The 24593-nt window shown below is 69.6% G+C and carries 17 protein-coding genes and 1 tRNA gene; 2 read left to right on the top strand and 16 right to left on the bottom strand.

Annotated elements, in window-relative coordinates:
• Positions 1 to 93 precede the first annotated feature (93 nt).
• The 4 genes from WQO_RS19400 to WQO_RS19385 all read right to left on the bottom strand — a co-directional run bounded on the left by WQO_RS19400 (position 94) and on the right by WQO_RS19385 (position 4552).
• The gene (locus WQO_RS19400; RefSeq protein ID WP_010056047.1) at positions 94 to 432 is read right to left on the bottom strand and encodes a helix-turn-helix domain-containing protein; all 339 of its coding nucleotides are present in this window, start codon (positions 430 to 432) and stop codon (positions 94 to 96) included.
• A 1057-nt stretch (positions 433 to 1489) separates the two neighbouring features.
• On the bottom strand, positions 1490 to 1675 hold the full coding sequence (locus tag WQO_RS37420; RefSeq protein ID WP_010056048.1) for a hypothetical protein: 186 nt from the start codon (positions 1673 to 1675) through the stop codon (positions 1490 to 1492).
• A 543-nt stretch (positions 1676 to 2218) separates the two neighbouring features.
• On the bottom strand, positions 2219 to 2734 hold the full coding sequence (locus WQO_RS19390; RefSeq protein ID WP_143203394.1) for a hypothetical protein: 516 nt from the start codon (positions 2732 to 2734) through the stop codon (positions 2219 to 2221).
• Positions 2735 to 4018: 1284 nt separating this feature from the next.
• Positions 4019 to 4552 (bottom strand): LLM class flavin-dependent oxidoreductase, encoded by a 534-nt coding sequence (locus WQO_RS19385; protein ID WP_237274148.1) that lies wholly within the window; start codon positions 4550 to 4552, stop codon positions 4019 to 4021.
• A gap of 83 nt (positions 4553 to 4635) precedes the next feature.
• On the opposite strand from WQO_RS19385, the gene WQO_RS36150 reads away from it, so the two are divergent.
• Positions 4636 to 4782: a hypothetical protein gene (locus WQO_RS36150; protein WP_158073256.1), complete on the top strand. Its 147-nt coding sequence runs from the start codon at positions 4636 to 4638 to the stop codon at positions 4780 to 4782.
• A 426-nt stretch (positions 4783 to 5208) separates the two neighbouring features.
• Here WQO_RS36150 and WQO_RS19380 read toward each other — a convergent pair whose 3' ends face one another.
• On the bottom strand, positions 5209 to 5892 hold the full coding sequence (locus WQO_RS19380) for a siderophore-interacting protein (protein ID WP_058954040.1): 684 nt from the start codon (positions 5890 to 5892) through the stop codon (positions 5209 to 5211).
• Between the two features lie 413 nt (positions 5893 to 6305).
• Positions 6306 to 6665 carry a darcynin family protein gene (locus WQO_RS19375; protein WP_010056052.1) on the bottom strand — a complete coding sequence of 120 codons (360 nt, stop codon included), beginning with the start codon at positions 6663 to 6665 and terminating at the stop codon, positions 6306 to 6308.
• Positions 6666 to 6901: 236 nt separating this feature from the next.
• Here WQO_RS19375 and WQO_RS19370 point away from each other — a divergent pair, with 236 nt between their 5' ends.
• Positions 6902 to 7474, top strand: coding sequence for a TetR/AcrR family transcriptional regulator (locus WQO_RS19370; protein WP_010056053.1), 573 nt, complete (start codon positions 6902 to 6904; stop codon positions 7472 to 7474).
• Between the two features lie 46 nt (positions 7475 to 7520).
• On the opposite strand, the gene WQO_RS37415 is transcribed toward WQO_RS19370, so the two are convergent.
• From WQO_RS37415 to WQO_RS19325, 10 genes are all read right to left on the bottom strand, one after another.
• Positions 7521 to 7679, bottom strand: a complete 159-nt coding sequence (locus tag WQO_RS37415) for a transposase (protein WP_079055580.1) — start codon at positions 7677 to 7679, stop codon at positions 7521 to 7523.
• A gap of 835 nt (positions 7680 to 8514) precedes the next feature.
• Positions 8515 to 8591, bottom strand: a tRNA-Thr gene (locus tag WQO_RS19365).
• Between the two features lie 108 nt (positions 8592 to 8699).
• Complete coding sequence (locus tag WQO_RS19360; protein ID WP_010056055.1) at positions 8700 to 10229, bottom strand: alpha/beta hydrolase; 1530 nt, start codon at positions 10227 to 10229, stop codon at positions 8700 to 8702.
• Between the two features lie 115 nt (positions 10230 to 10344).
• Entirely contained in the window at positions 10345 to 11550 is a 1206-nt protein-coding gene (locus WQO_RS19355) for a DNA polymerase III subunit delta' (protein WP_010056056.1), read from the bottom strand.
• 163 nt (positions 11551 to 11713) lie between these two features.
• Complete coding sequence (gene tmk / locus WQO_RS19350; protein WP_029181845.1) at positions 11714 to 15016, bottom strand: dTMP kinase; 3303 nt, start codon at positions 15014 to 15016, stop codon at positions 11714 to 11716.
• Positions 15017 to 15208: 192 nt separating this feature from the next.
• The gene (topA, locus tag WQO_RS19345) at positions 15209 to 18100 is read right to left on the bottom strand and encodes a type I DNA topoisomerase (RefSeq protein WP_010056058.1); all 2892 of its coding nucleotides are present in this window, start codon (positions 18098 to 18100) and stop codon (positions 15209 to 15211) included.
• Between the two features lie 282 nt (positions 18101 to 18382).
• Positions 18383 to 18580, bottom strand: a complete 198-nt coding sequence (locus WQO_RS19340; protein ID WP_010056059.1) for a hypothetical protein — start codon at positions 18578 to 18580, stop codon at positions 18383 to 18385.
• Between the two features lie 601 nt (positions 18581 to 19181).
• A complete protein-coding gene (locus WQO_RS19335) occupies positions 19182 to 20717 on the bottom strand; it encodes a DUF7059 domain-containing protein (RefSeq protein ID WP_010056060.1) in 1536 nt (511 codons plus the stop codon).
• Between the two features lie 84 nt (positions 20718 to 20801).
• Positions 20802 to 21473 (bottom strand): hypothetical protein, encoded by a 672-nt coding sequence (locus WQO_RS19330; RefSeq protein WP_010056062.1) that lies wholly within the window; start codon positions 21471 to 21473, stop codon positions 20802 to 20804.
• A gap of 383 nt (positions 21474 to 21856) precedes the next feature.
• On the bottom strand, positions 21857 to 24286 hold the full coding sequence (locus WQO_RS19325; RefSeq protein WP_010056064.1) for a sodium-translocating pyrophosphatase: 2430 nt from the start codon (positions 24284 to 24286) through the stop codon (positions 21857 to 21859).
• Positions 24287 to 24593 lie beyond the last annotated feature (307 nt).

Raw genomic sequence — 24593 nt, 5'->3', positions numbered from 1 at the left:
TTGAGCATGGCAACCGCAAGGGAAACGCCCCTTGAGCGCACTTCCGGCAGGTGAGTCCGACACCTGCCGGCCTTCCACCGGATGCGCGGCGCTTCAGGCCGAGGTCGGCATGCCGGGCGGCTCGGTGTCTCGTTGGTGTTCGGCGTTGATGCGCCGGGCTTCCTCGAGTTGGTCCTCGAGGATGACGATGCGGCAGGCGGCCTCGATCGGGGTACCGCCGTCGACGAGCTCGCGGGCGCGGGCGGCGATGCGGAGCTGGTAACGGGAGTAGCGGCGATGGCCGCCCGCGGAGCGCAGTGGGGTGATGAGGCGGGCTTCGCCGATGGCGCGGAGGAACCCTTGTGTGGTGTTGAGCATCTCGGCTGCCCGGCCCATGGTGTAGGCGGGGTAGTCGTCGTCGTCAAGGCGGCCGAACGAGTCGTCTGCTGTCATCTGTACCTTCCTGTGGAACACGCGTCGGAGGGGCCCGGGTGCCATGTGGCACCCGGGCCCCGAAGGAACTGCTACACCATCAGCCGGCCTTGATCGGCTACGCCGGCTCTGTGTTTCCGCATACCTGCCGGGAAGAGATCCGGGGGTTGCGGGGATCGCGGTTGCTTGACCGGAGACCACCTCACTCACGATGTCCTGCGGTACCCGGGCCCAACACTGCCGCCCGGGCGATCCTGATGGCGCTCAACTCCTCCGTTCTTTCCCTCTGGACAAACCACTTCCGTACTCCTGGTGGCCTCTCACAGCGCCACTCCGGCAGCCAGCCCCGTCGCCCGTCCTGCGTCTGCTCTGGCTTAGAACCCCACTGCCGGACTTCCCGGTACGCGCGCCGCAGCCTGACGCCATTTACCGAGGGACTACTGGTACTGCTGACTGCACTTGCTCTTCCTGCTCACGGCAGCCCCTGAAAACGGCGGGCCACCCGGTCCGGTCGTCAGCCCCGTCGCCATCCTGCAAGAACACCGGCTTCGGAACTCCACCACCGCACCGACCTGCACACTGCAACTACTGAGCACTGCTGCCCGGTAGTTCATCTCTACCAGGCCCTGCCGTCCTTCTCGCTTACGAGAGAAACCATAACCACCCCGCACCCCAATGTCTACCTCGGCCAGCACAGATTTTCACGTGCCAGCGAGAAAGGCTCTCTGCCTGAGCCACCGGCGGAGCGCAGATAGGTCAGCCCAGCCAAGACCCTTGCACCCGACCAGGGCCGTTACCCGCAGCTGGGCACGTCCGGTCGGGGCGCGGCCGGACAGGACACAGGCCCCGTTCACACAAGGCTCCAGCACGTCCGCCGGAAACCAGGGTGGCCTGGTGCACGATGAGCGGTGACTGGTCAGCAAGCGGCCAAGAAGATGGCGATGTAGTGCACGGTGAACGCTGCCACGGTGAGCGCGTGGAACACCTGATGGAACCCGAAACCACCGAGGTGACGGGTCGGGGCGCTGCAGTGCGTAGACGATAGCGCCCGCGCTGCAGAGGAGACCGCCGACCACGATCAGGGTGAGTATGGCCGCTCCTCCGGCGTGACCGCGTAAACGGTGCAGTCCCAGGCCGCCTGCGGCGTGCGAGCCAGCCAGATGAGCGCGATGCCCGCGATCAACGAGGCGGTGACCATCCCCGCATGCAGCCAGCCACGTAGCCTCGGCTTGACCGGCTCCACCAGGTCGACAGCCTGCTCCACCAGCGCGGCGACAGGATGGCCACCCTTCGCTCTATCGTCACCCTGGGCTTCGCGGGGCCGAGCGGCTTTGCCTCGCGCTCTCCACGCCCCGCGCCGACGTGGATACCTCCAGCTCCAGCTGCATCGCGGGTCACGGCTTCCCGACCTTCACCGGACTCATGAGCGTCACTGGCAATCATGCGCTCATGCGAGAGGAGCCACCGCGAAAGCCTCAAGAGCCCCGGGAGATAGAAATCGCCGCCGACGCGGAACCGACGCCGCCAGACGAACCCCCGCGCCCCCGAGATCGGTTCGGCCTGCCGGGGCCGAGTAGACCGTCCGGCCGTGGGGAACGATCAGGCTTCCGGACCGGCACACCAGCGACTTGAACCGCCTCACACCCGAGCTAGCGATTCCGCCGAACCGTCGCGGCCTTCGTCGATGACCTGCGCATCGGCTGGCCCGTTCCGCCCGGGCTTACCGGAAGCGCGCCGGGTGCACAGAATCCCGGAGTGCTGAAGAGGCGAGCGGCATGGTGGAAGGGCTCAGTTGGTCTGAGTCTGTTCAGCTGCAGAGAGCGCGGGCCACGGTCTTGCCGTGGAACTGCTTGGCGGCCCAGCCGCTGCCGCTGTCGTTGGGTGCGTTCACGATGATGTCGTCGAGGGATTCGCCGTAGCCGTTCTTGTACCAGGTTTCCCTGACGTAGCCGCCGGCGATGGCCTTGGTGTCTCCCGGGCAGCGCGCTACGGACACGTCCGCTTCCTGGCTGACGGGGCCGACCACAGCCTGCGGAGCCTGGGCCTCGGGGACGCACACCGCGCGGGCAATGACCCTGCCGGTCATCAGCATCGCGCTCCAGCCCTTCCCGTCCTTGAACGGTGCATTGACGGTGACGCCGTCATAGGGATCTCCGCCGCCTGATCGGCTGAAGGAGGTGGCCTGGAAGCCTCCGTTGATTGCTCCCATGCCCTCCGGACAGCGGGCCGAAGACGGTTGTCCCGGCTCGCTCTCCGGGCCGACGACGACCTGCACCGAGGACACCGGAGCCTTGGCCGGCGGGTTCGCCTGGGCAAGGGTCACCCCGCTGGCCGTGGCGGCACCGACAACCGCCGCAACTGCGACACCGGCTACCAGACGTGATTCTCCCCTGAGTTCCACAGTCCTCTTCCCATCAATTTGAGCTGCAGTGGTCTAGCTGATGAAGATCATCACTGACCGGAGGGGGCATCATGCGCAAACAACGGTCATTGACTACTAAAACCACCCGTTGGGGGAAACAGGACCATCAGGAAGCCGTCGTCCTGTCGATCTGCAGGGCGGTGTGATCGAGAGCGTCCGCCGTGGCGGTGAATCTGTTCGTGTCCGTGCATGACGGTGGCCGGGGCGGACGCGTCCGAAGGGCTACTGCCACCGCCAGATGCTCGATGCTGTCTTCTACGTCCTCGAAACGGGATCAAGTGGCGGGCGAAGCCGGTGGACTTCCCCGCCTGAGACCGGGTCTCCGCGTACTTCCGGCCGACGCCGCGAGCCCGGACTGATCGCAGAGCTCCACGCCCGGCTGCGTGGGAAGGTACGCAAGCGGGCCGGGCGGGAGGTAGTCGACGGTCGCGGTCATCGACTCGCAGTCCGTGAAGCCCGACGCGGTCGCCGACGCGGCAGCCGGGGCTACGGCGGAGGCAGGAAAATCAATGGCAGACACCGTCATCTGATCTGCGACACGGCCGGCCCGCTGCTGATGATCAACGTGACCGCGGGCGACAGCGCAGCCGAGTTGGGCTCGGCAACGGCGCGTCCGCGGCGGACGACAGCCGCTCGCTCGGGCTCGCTCAGCCGGGTCGTAAGTGACGTACCGCAATCCTGCGGCACACCACAGAGCCCCCCCCTGTGCCGATCCCACTCTCCTGCGCGAGGTGATCCTGCTCGAAATGGTCTCGGGCAGGGGGGAGAGATCCCGGAATCTCCGGGACAAGGCTCTCCGAGCCCGCGTCAAGGACCGGGTAGATGCGAGTCACCCCGCCCCATGCCTGACACAACGAGCCAACAGGCAGACAGGCAGACGGGCAGACAGGCAGACACATGATCAGCGGAGAATTCCTAGCAGCCCCCTGTCGCCACACTGAACGGCGGGTGCTCCGCTCTCCCATGGCGTAGCTCCCCAGCACGACACACGCGCCCCCGGCAGTCCGGGCCCGTACAGTCTCCGCTTTGGACTGCCGTTCGCGTCTCCCCCACTCTCCCCGTGACAGCTCGCTTACGGTGGATGTCCTCAGCACTGCCCCCTGTCGGCACTGCGGATCCGCTGTTCGCATCAAGGTGGTCCTGCCCTCGCCACGTCACGGATTACAGGGAACGACAGGCGGCGTGTCAGAGAACAACATCGGCGACGCGCAGGATCTCGTCGACGTCGTCGCTGGTCGGATTGAGGATCAGCTCGTCCGCTCCGATCGCCTCGAACTCGCTGACGGTCTTTTCGATCTCTTCGGTTCCTCCGCTCACCGCTGAGGCGATGAAGCCGGCGGTGTCTGCTCCCGCTGTGGAGTAGTAGTCGTAGACGTTCGCCCGGCCACCCTCGGTGTCCGCGACGGCGAAGTAGGCGATGGCGACCAGGTACGGAGAGCCCTCGCGTCCAGCTTCCTTCCAGGCGGTGCGTACGCCGTCGAAGGCTCCGGCGATCATGTGTGCCGGTACCGATGCACCGATGTAACCGCGGCCGGAGCGCGCCACGCGGTTGAACGACGCCTGAACCATGCCACCGAAGAGCAAGGGCACCTCACGGCTACCCTTGGGCACCAGCGGATTGTCGCAGCCCGCCGGCGTCTCGCCGAGCCACACGCTCTTGTACGTCTCGATGTCACGGTCGAGCCGCTTACCCGTGCCACGCGGGCCAAGGCCCTCCACCACGAAATCATCGCCCCCCGAAGGCATCAGGCTTCGGGGGCACAGCAGGCAACGGCGAACGACCGGGGCCAGGAGAGTGAGGAGTGCGAGCCCGTGGGACCCGTGGTCGTTCCGCCCTGCCGCCGGCTACCGCCGTGTGGAACGACTACCAGGTGGGGCAGTGGGCGAAGAACGTGCGCGACGCGGCCAACCTCGCCGACCAGGACGCCGCAGGGCGCGAGGCCGGATAACCGGTCGGCTCGGTGACGGGGGCGTGCACCGAGGAGCGGCGCGGGCGCCTCGGTGATGTTGATCCTGGCAACACGGCCCTCCTTCACCTCTCCCGCAGCGACGCCCGCGGGGCCGGGTCTGCATGACACAGCAGGCCCGGCCCGCCACCACCTCTCACCCGGTCTACTTGCCGGGCCGCGAGCGCGATGGCTCTGGACGACGCGCCATAGATCAGCACCCGCGGCCCGGTCCGAACCCGAGTACGCGCGCCAAGCCGAGCGTGCCATCAACCGCCTGAAAGGCTTCCGCGCCGTCGCCACTTGCTACCAGGAAACGGGCCTACTACCTCGGCACCGTCACGCTCGCAGCACTCATCATCTGACTCCACACATGATCCGAGAAACAGTGCCAAGTCGAGTGGCGGACGGAGGAGTGCGCCCAAGCAGTCATTCCATGCCCTTCTTGCCCGGTGTCCAGAAGGGCTTGGTCAGGACCTCACGCCGGTCCCAGCCCGCTTCCCGGAGCACCTGCCGCACTGCTTGCACGTCCCGTGCTTCTCCGGCCACATAGGCGATCCCGCCGGGTGCGGGGGCGAGTCGTCGTACCGCGTCCGGCAGTGACGTCTCACCCCGGAGTATCCAGTCCAGTCGGTCGCCGCATGGCAGGGGCAGCCGGTCCGTGGCTGTTGCTGTCTCGATGCACCCGGAGACCGCGGCGTCCCCGGGCAGTGCCGCGAGCATGGCACCGAACGCGACCGAGGCCGTCTCGTCGCCTACGAAGAGGTGGTGGGCGGCGTCGGGGCGCAGCGTGAAGGTGCCCTCGGGGCGCCGCAGCCGCACCTGTTCGCCCGGTGCGGCGGCGTGGCCCCACCGGGCGCCCGGACCACCCGCGGCGTGGTCCAGTACGCACAGCTCGACGACGCCGGACGGGTCGTAGTGCCAGATCGAGTACGTACGGAGAGTGAGTCTGCCGACCAGGACACGTACCTGCTGGCCCGGCTGGACCTCCAGGTCGGCCAGTTGTCCGCTCTCGATGCGCAGCCGACGTATCCGGGCGGTGAGCTGCTCGGCCTCGGTGACGGTGCCACGTACGGTCAGAAGATCGAGGACGGGGTTCAGGACAGCGGGCATCAAGGCTCCTCAACGGGGCGGGGTGTCGTACTCAGCGGAAGGAACACGCGGTATTACGCGTTTGCCAGGGTTCGCGACAGGACGCGTTGATGTGGCATCCCAGTAACCGGCGAACACGGCCGGCGGCGTAGGGCGGAAGTCAGGCCTGCGCGGGTGGACAGGATGATGGTGGCGGACCGCAGCACGCACTGCGGAGCGAGCATCCAAGGCCGCGATACCCAGACCGGAGTCCAGGCTTGCCTGGAGCGGCGAGAGTAAGGCCGCCGCATCGTGGGCGAGTGCCGGCCCGACCGGACAGGTGCCGACCGAGGCGGCCGGGAGTCGGCAGGCGCACTTCCAGTACGTGGTTCGCCCAAGGCCGAACCGCGGTTCGCCGGACGGCCGCCTACCGTGCAGCTCCAACGGGCGGGCACTCAGGCGTTGACGGTCGCCAGAATGCCGGGGTCGTAGTTCTTGGCATACCCGTTCTCGACACCCACGAGAATTTCCACGATCTCGAAGTAGTGGTCCCAGAACGGCGTTTCGCGCAACGCCTCGACGACCAACTGGAAGGACTGGTGATCGCGCGCCTCCCAGACCCAGATGTCGGTGACGCGGGCTGTGTAGAACTCTGTGTCGAAGTAGCGCCAACGTACGCCCTTGGCCTTGTCCTTGACGGCGGGCAGGACGCTCTCCTGGAAGGCGGCGACGCGCTCCGGCACGGACAGCTCCAGCCAGGCTCGATTGGTCTTGAGGAGGATGAACGCTGTTACGGCGGGCTCGAAGTCGGACATGGGGAATCTCCTCGCAGGATGCTGGATGGTGGTCACGATGAGCCTCGACCGGGCCGGGAGGGTCGGATTCCAGCCGGGAAGCTTGCGGGTGTTGTGACCTCTGTGACGAGGGCGGCGGTGATCCTCGCCACCGGTTTCGGTTCACCGTGTACCGAAACCCTAGAGGTATCGGTACACGGTGTCCAGTTATTCGGTGAGACGCTGATCGCGTCGGGCGGTCTCGGTACCATGGCCGGATGATCGAGACGAAACGCCGCGGTGGCCGACCCCGCAGCGAGCAGGCGCGCGAGGCCGTCCTGCACGCCGTCGACGATCTGCTGTTGGAGGTCGGGTATGCGGCGATGACCATGAAGGGCATCGCTGTACGGGCGGGCGTAGGGCGGCAGACGGTCTACCGCTGGTGGTCGACGAAGGCGGAGATCCTCTTCGAGGCATGTGTGGACGACGCCGAGGAGGAACTCCTCGTCGAGCCGGCGGGCACCCGGCTCGCCGAGGTCACGTCCTACCTCGACGCACTGATGCGCTTCCTCGCCTACTCACCGGCTGGAGCCAGCTACCGCGCCCTGCTGGCGGCCGCGCAGCACGATCCGGCGGTGAAGCGATTGATCGCGACCAAAGACGTTCTCAAGGAAAGCGCGAGGGCTGTCCTGCATCGCATCGAACCGCACCGGCCGGCCGATGATTACGCAATCGACCTGCTGATCGGACCCACCTTCTTCTGGATCATGAGCGGGCGCGACCCGGCGCAGCTCGACATCGACAAGCTGGCGCGAAGCTTCTTCCACGGTTTCGGATCTGAGGAACCTTGAAGGCGAGCCCTGCATGTCACTCCCGACCACATGCCGACGGCCGTCATCAGTCTTTCGTAGTAAACCGTCTCCACAGGCCGAACCCTTCAGGCAGGTCACGCCAGTGAACGCCGGTCCACACCCGGTGAAGAATCCCGTCGATCACCTGCCAGTGGGTCTGTTCCAACCTGCCGCACTGGCTTACTCGTTGGGCTGACCGCGCCAAGAAGCCCCTGGTAGAAGGGCTTTCAACTAGGAGAACCCCGACCGCCCTACTACTCCGGGAAACAGCCGCCGTAACGGGTTACGAATCCGAGAAGGCCTTCCGCGCGGGGCAGCCCCACAGGGCACGGAGCAGGGCCCGCGGAGGACCTGACCCTACTCAGGTGATTTCTGGGGGCTGTCCGCCAGCTTCGCGGGGAACAACGCGTAGGCCGCTTGGTTGCATGGGCGGAGGGCACGAGAGTCACCCGGCAGGATCCGTCCGACCGCTCCTTGCTGATTCACAGCGCGTACGAGTTGCTGACCGGCAGCGGTATCGCCTCACAGGGGCCGGTATTCCGGGCGGGTCCCCGTACTGCGGCCGCGGCACTGCGCAACTGGTCGACCGAGCAGACGAGGACGGGCAGGACCGGCTATGCATCGCCGGTACGCATCCTGACGACCCACGCGCACGCGCACGCCCGTGATCTGATCTGACCTCCTCGCCATCGATTCATGTCAGAGCCAAACAGTCCCGGCGCCGCCCGCGGCCCTCTCGGAGACCGGTGAATTTCACCCGTTGGCCAAGGAGTGACGAAAGCCACTGACGGGGTTTCACGCACAGCTGTCCACCGGCTGTCCACCGGGACCCGCTACGCCAGCCTGACCTCTCCCCTATGAGCAGGCAAAAGGCCAGTTCAGAGCCTTGGTTCGTCGGTCTCGTCACAGAAACGAACCTTCGACCTACGCATTACGATGCACAGACAGACAGGGCCCGATTTACCCACCCGATTTACCCAGCTTCCAAGACCAATAATGCCAAGAAACCCCAGGTCAAAGGCTTGACCTGGGGTTCACCATGGAGCCGCCTTCGGGATTCGAACCCGAGACCTACGCATTACGAGTGCGTTGCTCTGGCCAACTGAGCTAAGGCGGCGCGCCCTGTCGCACTATGGTGCGATCAGCAGCGGAGCCAAGTCTACACAGTTTCCGGGGGTGCTCCGTACACGGCACCCCCAAAGGCGTTTTCGCTGGTCAGAGTGGGTCAGCTGCACTTCTTGCCGTCGGTGGGCGCGGTGCCCTCCAGGAGGTACGTGTTGATCGCCGTGTCGATGCAGTCGCTGCCCCGGCCGTACGCGGTGTGGCCGTCGCCGTCGTACGTGAGCAGGGTGCCGGAGGCGAGCTGCTCCGCGAGGGCCTCGGACCACTTGTACGGGGTGGCCGGGTCGCGGGTGGTGCCGACGACGACGATCGGGGCGGCGCCCTTCGCCTCGGTGCGGTGCGGGGTGCCGGTGGCCTTCGTCGGCCAGTACGCGCAGTTCAGGGAGGCCCAGGCGAAGCCGCGGCCGAAGACCGGGGAGGCCTTCTCGAAGTCCGGGACGGCCTTCTCGACCGCGTCGGGTCCGTCGAAGGCGGGCGGCAGGTCCAGGCAGTTCACGGCGGCGTTGGCGAACATCAGGTTCGCGTACTTCCCGTTCGGCTCGCGCTCGTAATAGCTGTCGGCCAGCGAGAGGAGGCCGGAGCCGTCGCTGCGCTGCGCGCCCTCCAGCGCTTCGCGGAGCTGCGGCCAGGCCGCCTCGTCGTACATCGCGGCGATCACCCCGGTGGTCGCCAGGGACTCCGTCAGCTCACGGTCGTCGCCGGTCGGGATCGGGTTCGCGTCCAGGTCCTTGAAGAGCTGCTTGAGGGCGGTTGCCGCGTCGGCGGTGCTCGTGGTGCCGAGCGGGCAGTCCGGTTGCTTCACGCAGTCGGCGGCGAAGGACTGGAAGGCCCCCTCGAAGCCCGCCGTCTGGTCCCGGTTCATGTCGATCGCCTTCAGGGACGGGTCCATCGCACCGTCCAGGACGAGGCGCCCGGCCCGCTGCGGGAAGAGGTCCGCGTACGTGGCGCCCAGGAAGGTGCCGTACGACGCCCCGACGTAGTGCAGCTTCTCGTCGCCGAGCAGCGCGCGCAGGACGTCCATGTCGCGGGCCGTGTCGACGGTGGAGACGTACGGGAGGATCTCGCCGGACCGCTTCTCGCAGCCTGCCGCGAACTTCTCGAAGGCGGCGGTGAGCTTCCGGACCTCCGCGTCGTCGTCCGGTGTCTGGTCGACCTGGGTGTAGGTGTCCATCTCCTTGCCCGTGAGGCACTCGACGGGCTCGCTGCGGGCCACGCCGCGCGGATCGATGGCCACCATGTCGTAGCGGGCCCGCACCGGGGCGGGGTAGCCGAGTGCCGCGTACCCCTGGAGATAGCCGATCGCCGAGCCGCCGGGGCCGCCCGGGTTGACCAGGAGGGAACCGATCCGCTTGCCGGGGCCGGTGGCCTTCTTACGGGAGACGGCGAGCTCGATGTCCCCGTCGTCCGGCTTGTCGTAGTCCTTCGGCGCCTTCATCGTCGCGCACTCGAACCCCTCCACACCGCAGTCGCGCCAGCTCAGCTTCTGCGTGTAGTACGACGACAGCCCCTCGGGGGCCGCGGTGCCGGTGGCCGAGGCAGTCGGCGACGAGCCGCTGGCGCTGCAGCCGGAGATGAGCAGGCCGGCAGTGCCGATCCCGATGGCGAAGGTGCGGAGCAGGCGCCTGGTATCCATTCAGCGAGCGTATCCGCCGGGTGACGAGTCGTACGATTCCCTGCTCATTCGGGTGAACAGGGACCCGGAACCGTAGCTGAACCGGACCCCGCAGCCGAACAGGTGCCGGGAGACCTCAGCCCGCCCGCAGCGCCATCGTCATCGCCTCCAGCGCGAGCAGCGGCGCCACATTCCGGTCCATCGCCTCCCGGCAGGCGATCACCGACTCGATCCTGCGCAAGGTCTGCGCGGGCGTCGAGGACTCCGCGATCCGGTCGAGGGAGTCCTGCACGTCGACATTGGCGATGGCCAGCTTCGAACCCAGCTGGAGCGCCAGCACATCGCGGTAGTACCCGGTGAGCTCAGTCAGCGCCAGGTCCAGGCTGTCGCGCTGCGTACGCGTCTTGCGGCGCTTCTGCTTGTCCTCCAGCTCCTTCATCGCCCCCGCCGTGCCGCGCGGCATCCGGCCGCCGGCCACCCCGCCGAGCGCCGCCTTGAGATCCTCGGTCTCCTTCGCGTCGACCTCCTCCGCCTGCTGCTTGGCGTCGTCCGTCGCCGTGTCGATCAGCTCCTGGGCCGCCTTGAGGCAACCGCCCACGTCGGCGACCCGCAGCGGAACCTTCAGCACCGCCGCCCGCCGCGCCCGCGCCCGCTCGTCCGTGGCGAGACGGCGGGCCCGCCCGATGTGCCCCTGGGTGGCGCGCGCCGCGTTGTGCGCCCGCTCGGGGTCGATACCGTCGCGGCGGATCAGGACATCGGCCACGGCCTCCACCGGCGGGGTGCTCAGGGTGAGGTGCCGGCAGCGGGAACGGATCGTGGGCAGCACGTCTTCGAGCGAGGGGGCGCACAGCATCCAGACCGTGCGCGGCGCGGGCTCCTCGACGGCCTTCAGCAGGACGTTGCCCGCGCCCTCGGTGAGGCGGTCGGCGTCCTCCATGACGATGACCTGCCACCGCCCGACCGCCGGGGAGAGCTGGGCGCGCCTGACCAGGTCCCGGGTCTCCTTCACACCGATGGAGAGCAGGTCCGTGCGGATGACCTCGACGTCGGCGTGCGTACCGACCAGGCTCGTGTGGCAGCCGTCGCAGAAACCGCAGCCGGGGGCTCCGCCCAGCGCCCGGTCCGGGCTCGTGCACTGGAGGGCGGCGGCGAACGCCCGCGCCGCGGTCGACCGGCCGGAACCGGGCGGTCCGGTGAACAGCCAGGCGTGCGTCATCTTCGAGCCCTGGTCCAGCGGCTTGCCGTCGGACACGGCGGTGACCAGCGCATCGGCGTCCCGGGCGGCAGCGGCGAGCTGTTCCTGCACTCGGTCCTGTCCGACCAGGTCGTCCCATACGGTCATCGGTCACCGCCCTTTTGGTGGTGTCGTGCACGGCCCGCACACCGCGGGGCGTCGTCGCTCTCCATTGGTCGCTCTCCATTGTGGGGGACGCCACTGACAGTCCGGCCCGCCCGCCCCCGGAGGGGCGGACGGGCCGGTACGTCACTGCAGCGCCGCGGGCGCGTCAGCCGCGCGGGCGGCGTCCCCGGCCGCCGCGGCCCTCATCGTCCTGGCCGCCGAGCAGCTCGTCCGCCAGGGTCGGCAGATCGTCCAGCGGGGTCTCCTCGGCCCAGTCCGGGCGGGGGCGCTTGCGGGCCCGCTGCTGCCGGTCCGGGGCCGGGTCGTTCGGGTCCTCGACCTGCGGCAGTTCCCGGGTGCGCTCGTTCTCGCTCTCGGCGGGCGAGAGCGCAGGGCTCTCGTCCCGGAAGAAGCCCTGGGGCACCCGGTCGGACGGCTGATCGTCCCGTACCGGCGGCAGCACAGCGGTCTCGTCGGCGTCCCGGGCCTGCCGAGGACCCGAGGGCCCCGCCGTCCCCGCCGACCGCTGGTCCGAGTAGCGCGGCAGCATCGTCGTCTCGTCGTCCCCGGAAGCCGAACCGGAACCCGACGGACCGGCCCCTGAGCGACCGGAACCGGAACCCGCGGAACCAGAATCCGAAGGACCGTCATCCTCCGGTCGCGCCGTCGGAACCGGCTGCGTGATCTCGTTCGGGTTCACGATCGGCGTGGGGACCGTGATCTCGTTCTCCGGCACCGTCGGCCCCGACGCGCCCTCGGAGCGCGAGGACGTCTCCGTACGGGAATCCGTGCGGGAATCCGTACGGGAATCCGTGCGGGAATCCGTGCGGGAACGGGACGCCCGCTCCGCCTCCGCGCGCTCGGCCTCGGCCCGCGCCGCTTCCGCACGGGCGGCCGCCTCGGCCTCCGCCCGGCGGCGGGCCTCCTCGGCGCGCAGCAGGGCCTCTTCGGCCTTGCGCTGCTTCTCCAGCCGCTGCGCCTCGGCCTCCTGGCGCTGCCGGGCCTCCTCCTCGGCCTTCAGCCGCAGCCGCTCCTGCTCGGCCTCGCGGACCCGCTCCTCGGCCTCCAGCCGGAGCCGGTCCTCCTCGGCGCGGCGGCGGGCCTCCTCGGCGCGCTGCCGGGCCTCCTCCGCCTGACGTTCGGCCTCGCGGCGGCGGGCCTCCTCCAGCTCGCGCTGCTTGCGCTCCTCCTCCTCGGCGCGCAGCCGGGCGAGCTGCTCCTGGCGCTCCTTCTCCAGGCGCTCCTCCTCGGCCTTGCGGGCGGCCTCTTCCTCCGCCTTGCGCCGCGCCTCCTCCTCGGCCTTGCGCCGGGCCTCCTCGATGGCCTCGATCTCGGCCTCGGAGAGCGGGAGGAGCTGGTCGAGCCGGTGGCGTACGACCGTGGTGATCGACTCCGGCTCCTGGCCGGCGTCCACCACCAGATAGCGGGCCGGGTCGGCCGCGGCGAGGGTCAGGAACCCGGACCGTACCCGCTCGTGGAACTCCGCCGGTTCCGACTCCAGCCGGTCCGGCGCCTCCGTGAACCGCTCCCGGGCGGTCGCCGGGTCGACGTCCAGCAGCACCGTCAGATGCGGTACGAGGCCGCTCGTCGCCCACCGCGAGATCCGGGCGATCTCGGTCGGGGCCAGGTCCCGGCCCGCGCCCTGGTAAGCGACGGACGAGTCGATGTAGCGGTCGGAGATGACGATCGCGCCGCGCTCCAGCGCCGGGCGGACGACGGAGTCGACGTGCTCGGCGCGGTCGGCGGCGTACAGCAGGGCCTCGGCGCGGTTGGAGAGACCGGCGGAGGACACGTCGAGCAGGATCGAGCGCAGCCGCTTGCCGATGGGGGTGGCCCCGGGCTCGCGGGTGACGACGACCTCGTGGCCCTTGGACCGGATCCAGTCGGCGAGCGCCTCGACCTGGGTGGACTTGCCCGCTCCGTCGCCGCCCTCCAGAGCGAGGAAGAAGCCGGTGGCCGCGGGCGCGACGGTCGGTTCGTCGCCGCGCAGCGCCTCGCGCAGGTCCCGGCGCAGCGGCACGCCCGCCCGGTCGTCCGTCTTGGCGAGGACGAAGGCGGCGACGGGCAGCAGCAGCGCGCCGAGCAGCATCAGGGTGAAGGCGGCCCCGCCGTGGGCGAAGACGAAGTCACCGGCGACCAGCCGGTGCCGGTCGATCGCGGCGGCGAGCAACGGGCCTGCGACCGCGCCGAGCGCGACGAGCACCCGGACAACGGCCTGGAGGTGCTCGGTGGTCCGGGCCTGCCGGAACGCCTCGGTCTCCTGGTCGATCAGGGTGTGCCCGGTGTTCGCGGCGACCCCGGCGGCGTAACCGGCGAGCAGGGCGATGGCGATCCCGGTCGCGGTGTCCGGCACCAGGCCGAGCGCGAGGAGCGCGAGGCCGGTGACCATGACGGCCAGCGCCAGCAGACGGCGGCGCGACAGGGTCGGCAGTACGTGGCGTGCGGTGCGGATACCGAGGGCGGTGCCGCCGGTCAGTCCGAGGATCAGCAGCGCGAAGGTGGCAGGACCGCCGCCGAGGTCGTAGGCGTGCAGGACGGTGACGGCCGCCGCGGCGGCGACGGCTCCGGCGACGGAGGCGCAGACCGCGACCAGCAGGGGGACGGCGCCGGTGCGGCCCTTGTCGGGGCCGGTGCCGGTGGCGGGGCGGCGCAGGCCCTCCAGCGGGGAGCGCGGCCGGGGCGTCCGGTCGGCGGGGAACTGAAGGAAGTACAGGGTGGAGATGGAGGCGGAGAAGAGCCCCGCCGCGACATAGGACCCCAGGGCCGCCTGGTGGAAGGAGAACCACTCCAGGCCCGAGCCGAGGAGGTTGCCGACCAGCGTGGCGGCCAGCAGGACCACCGCGGCGGCGGGCACAGCGAGGAAGTTCGTCCGCAGCGACAGCCGGCGCAGGGCGTCGAGGTGGTCGGGCAGGGGGCGTACGGCCGCGCCTTCGAGGGGCGGGCCGGGCAGCAGCGCCGGGGCGGCGCTGTCCTTGGCCACGGCCCACAGGCGCTCACCGGCACCGGCCACGAAGACGGTGATCAGGATCATCATGAGCGCCTTGTCGGGCATCCAGTCGATCCACAGCGGGGCGACGACCAGCAGCGCCAGGCGCAGCCCGTCCACCCCGATCATCAGCCATCGCCGGTCCAGCTTTCCGCCGGGCCCCGTGAGGGACGTCAGGGGTCCCAGGAGTACGGCTCCGAAGAACAGGGTGGAAAGGATCCGGGCACCGAAGACGGCGGCGACGGCGAAGGCCGCCCCGCGGTATCCGGTGCCGAATGAGCCCTCAAGGACCGCCGCTTGCAGCGACAGCAGCACCAGCACGAGAAGGGCGAGTGCATCGCCGATTCCGCCGACGAGCTGGGCGCTCCACAACCGCTTCAGCGGAGGAATACGCAACAGGGCCCGTACGGCGCGCTCGCGTGAGTCTGCGGCAAGTGTGTCGGAGGTGGGGCTCACGACCGTTGGCTGCTCGGCTCGCGTCATCCGCCCAGCCTATCGGCAGCGGTGCGGTGACTGTCGGCCCGTCCGAACATATGGACGCAGACAGTTTCCGGCCAGGCTCTCACTGGCCCCTGACGCACCGCCGCCCGGCGCCGGGATCACGGAGATCCAGGGCGCCGGGCGGCGGTGGCGAAACCTACGGCGGACCAGCCCGTACGAAGATACGAAGAGGTGTCAGTCGTCCGACGGGGCGGAGGACGTGGCCGTCTTCTTGGCCGCCGTCTTCGTGGCGGCGGTCTTCGTGGACGTCGCCTTCTTGGCCGTCGTCGTCTTCTTCGCCGCGGTCTTCTTGGCAGCCGTGGTCTTGGTGGCCGTCGTCTTCTTCGCGGCCGTCTTCTTGGCCGTCGCCTTCTTCGCGGGGGCCTTCTTGGCCGTCTTCTTCTTGGCGGGCCCCTTGGCGCGCTTCTCGGCGAGCAGTTCGTAGCCGCGCTCCGGCGTGATCTCCTCGACGCTGTCGCCGGTCCGCAGGGTGGCGTTGGTCTCGCCGTCGGTGACGTACGCGCCGAAGCGGCCGTCCTTGACCACCACGGGCCGCTCGCTGACCGGGTCGGTGCCCAGCTCCTTCAGCGGGGGCTTGGCGGCGGCCCGGCCGCGCTGCTTGGGCTGGGCGTAGATCGCCAGGGCCTCTTCGAGGGTGATGTCGAAGAGCTGGTCCTCGGAGGTCAGCGACCGGGAGTCGGTGCCCTTCTTCAGATACGGGCCGTACCGGCCGTTCTGCGCGGTGATCTCGACGCCCTCGGCGTCCTCGCCGACGACGCGCGGCAGCGACATCAGCTTGAGGGCGTCGGCGAGGGTGACCGTGTCCAGGGACATGGTCTTGAAGAGCGAGGCGGTCCGCGGCTTCACCGCGTTCTTGCCGGTCTTCGGCGTCCCCTCAGGCAGCACCTCGGTGACGTACGGGCCGTAGCGCCCGTCCTTGGCGATGATCTGGTTGCCGGTCACCGGGTCGGCGCCCAGCTCGAAGTCGCCGCTGGGCTTGGCCAGCAGCTCCTCGGCCAGCTCGACGGTCAGCTCGTCGGGGGCCAGGTCGTCGGGCACGTCGGCGCGCTGGTGGCCCTCGGCGTCCTTCTCGCCCCGCTCGATGTACGGGCCGTAGCGGCCGACACGGAGCTTGATGTCGTTGCCGACGGGGAAGGAGGAGATCTCCCGGGCGTCGATCGCGCCGAGGTCGGTGACCAGCTCCTTCAGACCGCCGAGGTGGTCGCCGTCGCCGTTGCCCGCGTCGGAGGCGGAACCCGCGGCGGCCGGGTCGTCACCGGAACCGGTCGTTCCGAAGTAGAAGCGCTTCAGCCACGGCACGGACTTGGCCTCGCCCCGCGCGATGCGGTCGAGGTCGTCCTCCATCCGGGCGGTGAAGTCGTAGTCGACGAGCCGGCCGAAGTGCTTCTCCAGCAGGTTGACCACGGCGAAGGACAGGAAGGACGGGACGAGCGCGGTGCCCTTCTTGAAGACGTAACCGCGATCCAGGATCGTCCCGATGATCGAGGCGTACGTGGAGGGGCGGCCGATCTCGCGCTCTTCCAGCTCCTTGACCAGCGAGGCCTCGGTGTAGCGGGCCGGGGGCTTGGTGGCGTGCCCGTCGACCGTGATCTCGTCGGCGGTCAGCGCGTCGCCCTCGGCGACCTGCGGCAGTCGGCGCTCGCGGTCGTCCAGCTCGGCGTTCGGGTCGTCGGCGCCCTCGACGTACGCCTTCATGAAGCCGTGGAAGGTGATCGTCTTGCCGGACGCGGAGAACTCGGCGTCCCGGCCGTCGCTCGCCCGGCCGCCGATCTTGACGGTGACCGAGTTACCGGTCGCGTCCTTCATCTGGGAGGCGACGGTCCGCTTCCAGATCAGCTCGTAGAGCCGGAACTGGTCGCCGGTGAGCCCGGTCTCGGCGGGGGTGCGGAAGCGGTCGCCGGAGGGGCGGATCGCCTCGTGCGCCTCCTGCGCGTTCTTGACCTTGCCCGCGTACGTACGCGGCTTCTCGGGGAGGTAGTTCGCCCCGTACAACTGCGTGACCTGGGCCCGGGCCGCGGACACCGCAGTGTCCGAGAGGGTCGTGGAGTCCGTACGCATATAGGTGATGAAGCCGTTCTCGTACAGCTTCTGCGCCACCTGCATGGTCGCCTTCGCACCGAAGCCCAGCTTGCGGCTCGCCTCCTGCTGGAGGGTTGTGGTCCGGAAGGGGGCGTACGGGGAACGGCGGTACGGCTTCGACTCGACGGACCGGACCGTGAAGGAGGAGTCGGCGAGCGCGGCGGCGAGCGCGCGGGCGTTCGTCTCGTCCAGATGCAGGGTCTGGGCGGAGCCGGCCTTGAGCTGCCCGTCGGGGCCGAAGTCGCGGCCCTGGGCGATGCGGCGGCCGTCGACCGCGCTGAGGCGGGCGGTGAGGTTCGAGGGGTCGGAGGCGTCACCGGTGCGGCCGGTGGCGAACTTTCCGGTGAGGTCCCAGTACTCGGCGGAGCGGAAGGCGATGCGCTCGCGCTCCCGCTCGACGACGAGGCGGGTGGCGACGGACTGGACGCGGCCCGCCGAGAGCTTCGGCATGACCTTCTTCCACAGGACCGGCGAGACCTCGTAGCCGTAGAGGCGGTCGAGGATGCGGCGGGTCTCCTGGGCGTCGACCATGCGCTGGTTGAGCTCGCGCGGGTTGGCGACGGCGGCTTGGATCGCGTCCTTGGTGATCTCGTGGAAGACCATCCGGTGGACCGGGACCTTGGGCCGCAGGACTTCCTGGAGGTGCCACGCGATGGCTTCGCCCTCGCGGTCCTCATCGGTGGCGAGGAAGAGTTCGTCGGACTCGGCCAGCAGCTGCTTGAGCTTCCTGACCTGGGCCTTCTTGTCCGCGTTGACGACGTAGATGGGCTGGAAGTCGTGCTCGACGTCCACGCCGAGGCGGCGCACCTCGCCGGTGTACTCGTCCGGGACCTCGGCCGCGCCGTTCGGGAGGTCGCGGATGTGCCCGACGCTCGCCTCGACGACGTATCCGGGGCCGAGATAGCCCTTGATCGTCTTCGCCTTGGCAGGCGACTCGACGATGACGAGTCGGCGGCCGCCCTGTGCGGTCTCGCTGGTCGGGGACAACTTCGCTCTTCTCTCCGGTCGACACTCGGTGGGCATCCGGGAGGCGTCATGACGCCTCCCGCGGTGCTGTCGCTGCGGAGTGTGACGGTACAACCCGCCCCCGTGTCAAACGGCAAAAGCCCGCAACGGCCACTCGAACGGTAACCCGACTTCCGCCATTCCTGCCGCCCGGACCGCCGGGTCCGCGTCACGCGGGGCCTCGGCCTGCGGCTTTTCGGAGACGGCCGCGGTGTCCCGGCGGGGGACCTGTCGACCCGGGCGCCGCCCGGGTCGGAGCGGGGATCAGACGTGCGTGAAGACCCACACACCGAGGCCGAGGAAGACTACGCCGAAGAGCGTCGTGAGTGCGGTGGAGGCGACAGGGCTCACACCGTGCGCCACCGGCGCGCGGTGCAGGGCTCGCGCCCCTGTCCAGACCAGGAGGGCGGCGCCGAACAGTGCCAGGGCCGTACCGGCGAAGACTGCGGTGGCGCTCTCCATGTCGTACCCCTAGACCGTCGTGTGACCCGTCGCACGACTCGTCGGGGAGCCGCCCGGGGCGGGCCGGCCCGGCCCGTCGGAGCCGGACCTCGGCGGCCCGGCACGGGGAGGCTGTCACCCCGGGGCATCGCCCACACGAACCCCGGGTGAACAGCACTCCCCCGCCGACGGGCGGAACTCCTTCGGCGGTACGCGCCGGGGGCCGGGGCATCCGTGACCGGAATGTGCGGGCCGGGCGCGCCGCGGGAGGACGTGGACGCGAACGCGCTGGTTAATAAGGACAGCGCGCCCCGAACGACGATGACCACCGGCCGGTACCGGAAGGCGCCCGGGACCGGGAGACACCGGGACCGGAAAGCCGCGGATACCGGAAGGCGCTCGCGGCAGCCGGGGGGCGGCAGACACCTCGGGGCCGGGCACCCGACCTTGAGGTGCCCGGGCAGCGAGCACCCGGCATCCCGGTGCCCGGGGCGAAGGGCCCCAGGCGACCCGGGCGACCCGGGCGACCGGGAGAACGGGGACGACCGGCACCCGGGTGTTCAGAGCAGCGAGCACCTGGGTGTCCGGGGCGCCCCACTCCCGCCCCTCCGCCGCGGCCGGCCTACTCCCCCCGCGCCACGCCCCCGGACACCGGCTCCAGGAAGCCCTCCTCGACCAGCAGCCGGATCGCCTGCGGTGTCCGGTCGCGCAGGAGCACCGGGTCCTCCGCCATCAACTGCGCGATCGCGTCCAGGATCCGCCCGGCGGGCAGCGACCCGTCGCACACACCGGCGAACCCGGCGGCCACCGCATCGACCTTGGTCGCCCGCATCATGCCCCGGTGCTGACGCAGCACCACATGCTCGGGATCCTCCGCGCCCGGCAGGCCGACCTGCTCCTGCACGACCTCGGCCGCGAGGGAGAAGTGCCCGGCGAGCAGCGCCGCGTCGTCCTGGTCGCGGAGGTAGTCCTGGCGGGCGAAGTGCTCCTCCACCGCCCGGCCCAGCGGCTGCTGCACCGCGTGCGGCCACTCCTCGACGACGATCGACGCGTTCCCGGCCGCCGCGGCGGAGGACTTGCGCAGGGTGATCCAGCCGAACCCGACGGACGTGGTGCCCCGGGCCTCGAACTCGTCGAGCCACGCCTCGTACCGCTCGTCGTACTCGGCGGGGTCGCTGCGGTGGTCACCGCTGTCCCGCAGCCACAGCTCGGCGTACTGCGTGATGTCCTGGACCTCGCGCTGGACGATCCAGGCGTCACAGCCGTACGGCACCCAGGAGCGCAGCCGGTCCTGCCACTCCTCGCCCTCCACGTGCTGCCAGTTGGCGAGGAACTGGGCGTAACCCCCTTCGTTCAGATGGTCGCCCGCCTGCTGCACCAGCGTGCGGCACAGGTCGTCGCCGCCCATGCCGCCGTCCCGGTAGGTGAGGCGGGCGCCGGGCGAGATGACGAAGGGCGGGTTGGAGACGATCAGGTCGAACGTGTCGGAGCCCACCGGCTCGAAGAGGGACCCCTCGCGCAGGTCGGCGGGGGCGGCGCCGGACAGGGCGAGGGTGAGCCGGGTGAACTCCAGGGCACGGGGGTTGAGGTCGGTGGCGGTGACCCGGGTCGCGTGCTGGGCGGCGTGCAGCGCCTGGATGCCGGAGCCCGTACCGAGGTCGAGCGCCGAGGCGACCGGCGTCCGCACGGTGATCCCGGCGAGGGTGGTGGAAGCTCCGCCGACGCCGAGGACGACGCCCTCCTCGCGCGAGCCGATCCCGCCCGCGCCGCCGACCGCGCATCCGAGGTCGGACACGATGAACCAGTCCTCGCCGTCCGGCCCCCCGTACGGCCGTACGTCGACGCACGCGCGGACCTCCCCGTCCGCACCGCCCTCGCGGGTCACCCAGCCGTCCGCGACGCACTCGTCCAGCGGCAGGGCGGCACGGGCCCGCTCCTCGGCGACGGGGCGCTGCAGAAGGAACAGCCGCACCAGCGTGTCGAGCGGAGTGTCGCCCCGGGTGGCCCGCAGGGCGGGGACGGTCTCGCTGCGCGCGAGGGCGGCGTAGGCAGGCGCGCCGAGGCGTTCGAGGAGCCCGTCCGCGGTGAAGTCCGCGGCGAGCAGGGCCTCACGGAGGGCGGCGGCGTGGTCGGGTGCGGGAAGGCTGCTCTTACTCACCCTCCCATTGTGTCCGGTCGCACCGACAACGGCAGCGGCCCGGACACCCACCGGGTGTCCGGGCCGCTACGAGGAGAACAGCGCTCAGGACTTCTTCTCCGAGGACTCCTTCTCGGCGGAGCCCTTGTCCTCCGACTCCTTCTTGTCGGGGGCCGAGCTCTCCGAGGACGCGTCGGCGTCGGCCGCCCCGGAACCGGAGGGACCGGTCGAAGCGGTCTGCTTCTGGCAGCCCTCCTGCTTCGACATCGCGACACCGACCTCGCCGGACTGGAGCTTCTTCAGCGCCTGGTCACCACCGGTGCTGATCTTGTTCAGCTCGTCGGCGATGGTCTTCAGCCCGTCGGCGAACTTGCTCTGCTCCTTGGTGTCGAGTGCGTCGACCTGGGTCTTGAGGTCGGCGTACGCCTTGGAGGAGGCGTTGAGCTCCTTCACCGCAGCCTTCTGCGTGGCCTCGCCGCCGTCGACGGGCGGCGGGCCGGCCGAGTCCACAGCCGTGCCCAGCGCCTTGTACGCCTCGGACATCTCCTGGAAGGCGACCGAGTCGGCCTTCTGGACGTCGGCGGGCTTGTTGTTGTCGCCGGTCTTCTCGAGGATCGAGGCGTTGGCGTTGTTGATCTTCTGGAGTTGCGGCTGAACCTGGTCGCAGACCTTCTTGGCCCAGTCGTTGACCTTGTTGTCGCTGTCGTCGCTGCAGCCCGACAGCGTCAGTACGAGTACCGCACCGCCGGACAGTGCGGCTGCAAGCTTCTTGTTCACCGGATCGGTCCCTTCCAAGGCTCTCGGCCCGGAACTTACACGGCGAGGGGACGACAGCCGGGTGCCGCTCATCCTTTATGCACCCTTTTGAAGCCATTTGCACCAAGGGAAATGAGGGAGATGCCACTCATAGAGAGAACCGTACGCATGAGCGGTAACTCATCCGAATGACGGATTCCGCCTGGGCGGCGTCCACGGCGTGCCGGAATCCCCACGCCGAAAGGGGACGGACGGGAGCAGCCCCGGAGGAACACAGGGCGGCAGGAAGAAAGAGGCGGACGGACGGCCCGTCAGCACGGGCCACCCACCCACCTCTTGATCACACGTCACCTCACCTCACCACGAGGCCGGCCCCGGGCCCTCCCCGACCCCTCGCATAAGGGTCACGGAGCCGCTGCCGGATCCGGCGCGGGAACCGAGGGACCGCCGTCCCCCGAGGCGTCGTCGTCGCCCACGGCGATGCCCCGCCGCTTGGAGACGTACACCGCGGCGACGATGATCCCGATGGCGACGACGGCCACCAGCACCCGCACCCAGGGGTTCGCGTCCGCGCCGTAACTGAACTGCACGATCGCCGGGGCGATGAGCAGGGCGACCAGGTTCATCACCTTGAGGAGCGGGTTGATCGCCGGGCCCGCCGTGTCCTTGAACGGGTCGCCGACCGTGTCGCCGATCACGGTCGCGGCATGGGCCTCGCTGCCCTTGCCGCCGTGGTGACCGTCCTCGACGAGCTTCTTGGCGTTGTCCCAGGCCCCGCCGGAGTTGGCGAGGAACACCGCCATCAGCGTTCCGGTGCCGATCGCGCCGGCGAGGTAGGAGCCGAGCGCCCCGACGCCGAGGGTGAAGCCGACCGCGATCGGCGCCAGCACCGCGAGGAGCCCGGGCGTGGCCAGTTCCCGCAGGGCGTCGCGGGTGCAGATGTCGACGACGCGCCCGTACTCCGGCTTCTCCGTGTAGTCCATGATCCCGGGGCGCTCGCGGAACTGCCGCCTGACCTCGTAGACCACGGAACCGGCGGACCGGGACACCGCGTTGATGGCGAGCCCGGAGAAGAGGAAGACGACCGCCGCGCCCAGGATCAGGCCGACGAGGTTGTTGGGCTGCGAGATGTCCAGGCTCAGCCCGAGCTCGCCCACCCCGGCCCCGACGTCGTCGACCGCCGTGGCGATGGCGTCGCGGTAGGAGCCGAAGAGCGCGGCCGCCGCCAGGACGGCGGTGGCGATGGCGATGCCCTTGGTGATGGCCTTGGTCGTGTTGCCGACCGCGTCCAGGTCGGTGAGCACCTGGGCGCCGGCCCCCGTGACGTCCCCGGACATCTCGGCGATGCCCTGGGCGTTGTCGGACACCGGACCGAAGGTGTCCATGGCGACGATGACGCCGACGGTGGTGAGGAGCCCCGTCCCGGCGAGCGCGACCGCGAAGAGCGCCAGCATGATCGATGTACCGCCCAGCAGGAACGCCCCGTAGACGCCGAGGCCGATCAGCAGCGCGGTGTAGACGGCCGACTCCAGACCGATGGAGATGCCCGCGAGCACCACGGTGGCCGGGCCGGTGAGCGAGGACTTCCCGATGTCCCGGACGGGGCGGCGGTTGGTCTCGGTGAAGTAGCCGGTGAGCTGCTGGATGAGCGCGGCCAGGACGATGCCGATGGCGACCGCGACCAGGGCGAAGATCCGCGGGTCGCCGCCGTGCGTGGCGATCGCCTCGTCGCCGACCCCGTCCAGTTCGGCGTACGAGGACGGCAGGTAGGTGAAGGCCGCCACGGCCACGAGGCCGAGCGAGATCACCGCGGAGATGAAGAAGCCGCGGTTGATCGCGGTCATCCCGCTGCGGTCGGCCCGGCGCGGGGCGACCGCGAAGATCCCGATCATCGCGGTGACGACACCGATCGCCGGGACCATCAGGGGGAAGGCGAGACCGGAGTCGCCGAACGCTGCCGTGCCGAGGATGAGCGCGGCGACGAGCGTCACGGCGTAGGACTCGAAGAGGTCGGCGGCCATGCCCGCGCAGTCACCGACGTTGTCGCCCACGTTGTCGGCGATGGTCGCGGCGTTACGCGGATCGTCCTCCGGGATGCCTTGCTCCACCTTGCCCACCAGGTCGGCCCCCACGTCCGCGGCCTTGGTGAAGATCCCGCCCCCGACCCTCATGAACATGGCGATGAGCGCCGCACCGAGGCCGAACCCCTCCAGCACCTTGGGCGCGTCGGCGGCATAGACGAGCACCACACAGGAGGCCCCGAGCAGACCGAGCCCCACCGTGATCATTCCGACCACACCACCGGTACGGAAAGCGATCTTCATCGCTTTGTGCGAGACGGAGGTGAGATCCTTTTCCGGTTCGCCTTCCGCCGGAGTCGCCTCCCTCGCTGCTGCCGCCACCCGCACATTGCTCCGTACGGCGAGCCGCATGCCGATGTATCCGGTCGCCGCCGAGAAAAGCGCACCCACCAGGAAGAAGAGGGAACGCCCCGCGCGCTGCGACCAGTTGTCGGCCGGCAACAGGAACAACAGGAAGAACACGACGACGGAGAAGACACCGACCGTGCGCAGTTGTCGGGCCAGATAGGCGTTCGCACCCTCCTGGACCGCTGCGGCGATCTCCTTCATCCGTTCGGTGCCCTCGCCGGCCGCCAGAACCTGGCGTACGAGCAGCTGGGCGACGATCAGCGCGGCGACGGCGACGACCGCCACGACGATGACGATCAGCCGGTTGCCGTCGGTGAGTGCCGCCGCCGCGAGGGAAGCGGGCCGGTCGGAAAGTGCGGATTCTTGCGTCAGTACTGCCATTGGGGTGGTGAAGAACTCCGCCATACGTCCTCCTTGACGCTCAGCGCTCAAGTCGTGGACGGATTGTAGGGAGCGGAACCTGATCAAAACAGTGGGCGGGAAGAGAATTGATCGCTCTCCCCCCAACGCCGAAAGATCAGCGGAGCGATTCTGCTCGAATGCAGTAATGAGGCAGACGCATTACCCGGAAACCGTCGACGAACCCGCGATAGGCCCACGCCAAGCCCTCGCTCAGCCCTCAATGAAAAAGGCCCTGCTCAGCAGGGCCTGGAAAAACGAAACATCACGTCACCCGTACGCCTGGAGACCCACTGGCCTCAGCCGCAGCCGT

The sequence above is a fragment of the Streptomyces globisporus C-1027 genome, from assembly GCF_000261345.2.
GTDB lineage: Bacteria > Actinomycetota > Actinomycetes > Streptomycetales > Streptomycetaceae > Streptomyces > Streptomyces pakalii.
This window is presented reverse-complemented; position numbering and strand designations above follow the sequence as displayed.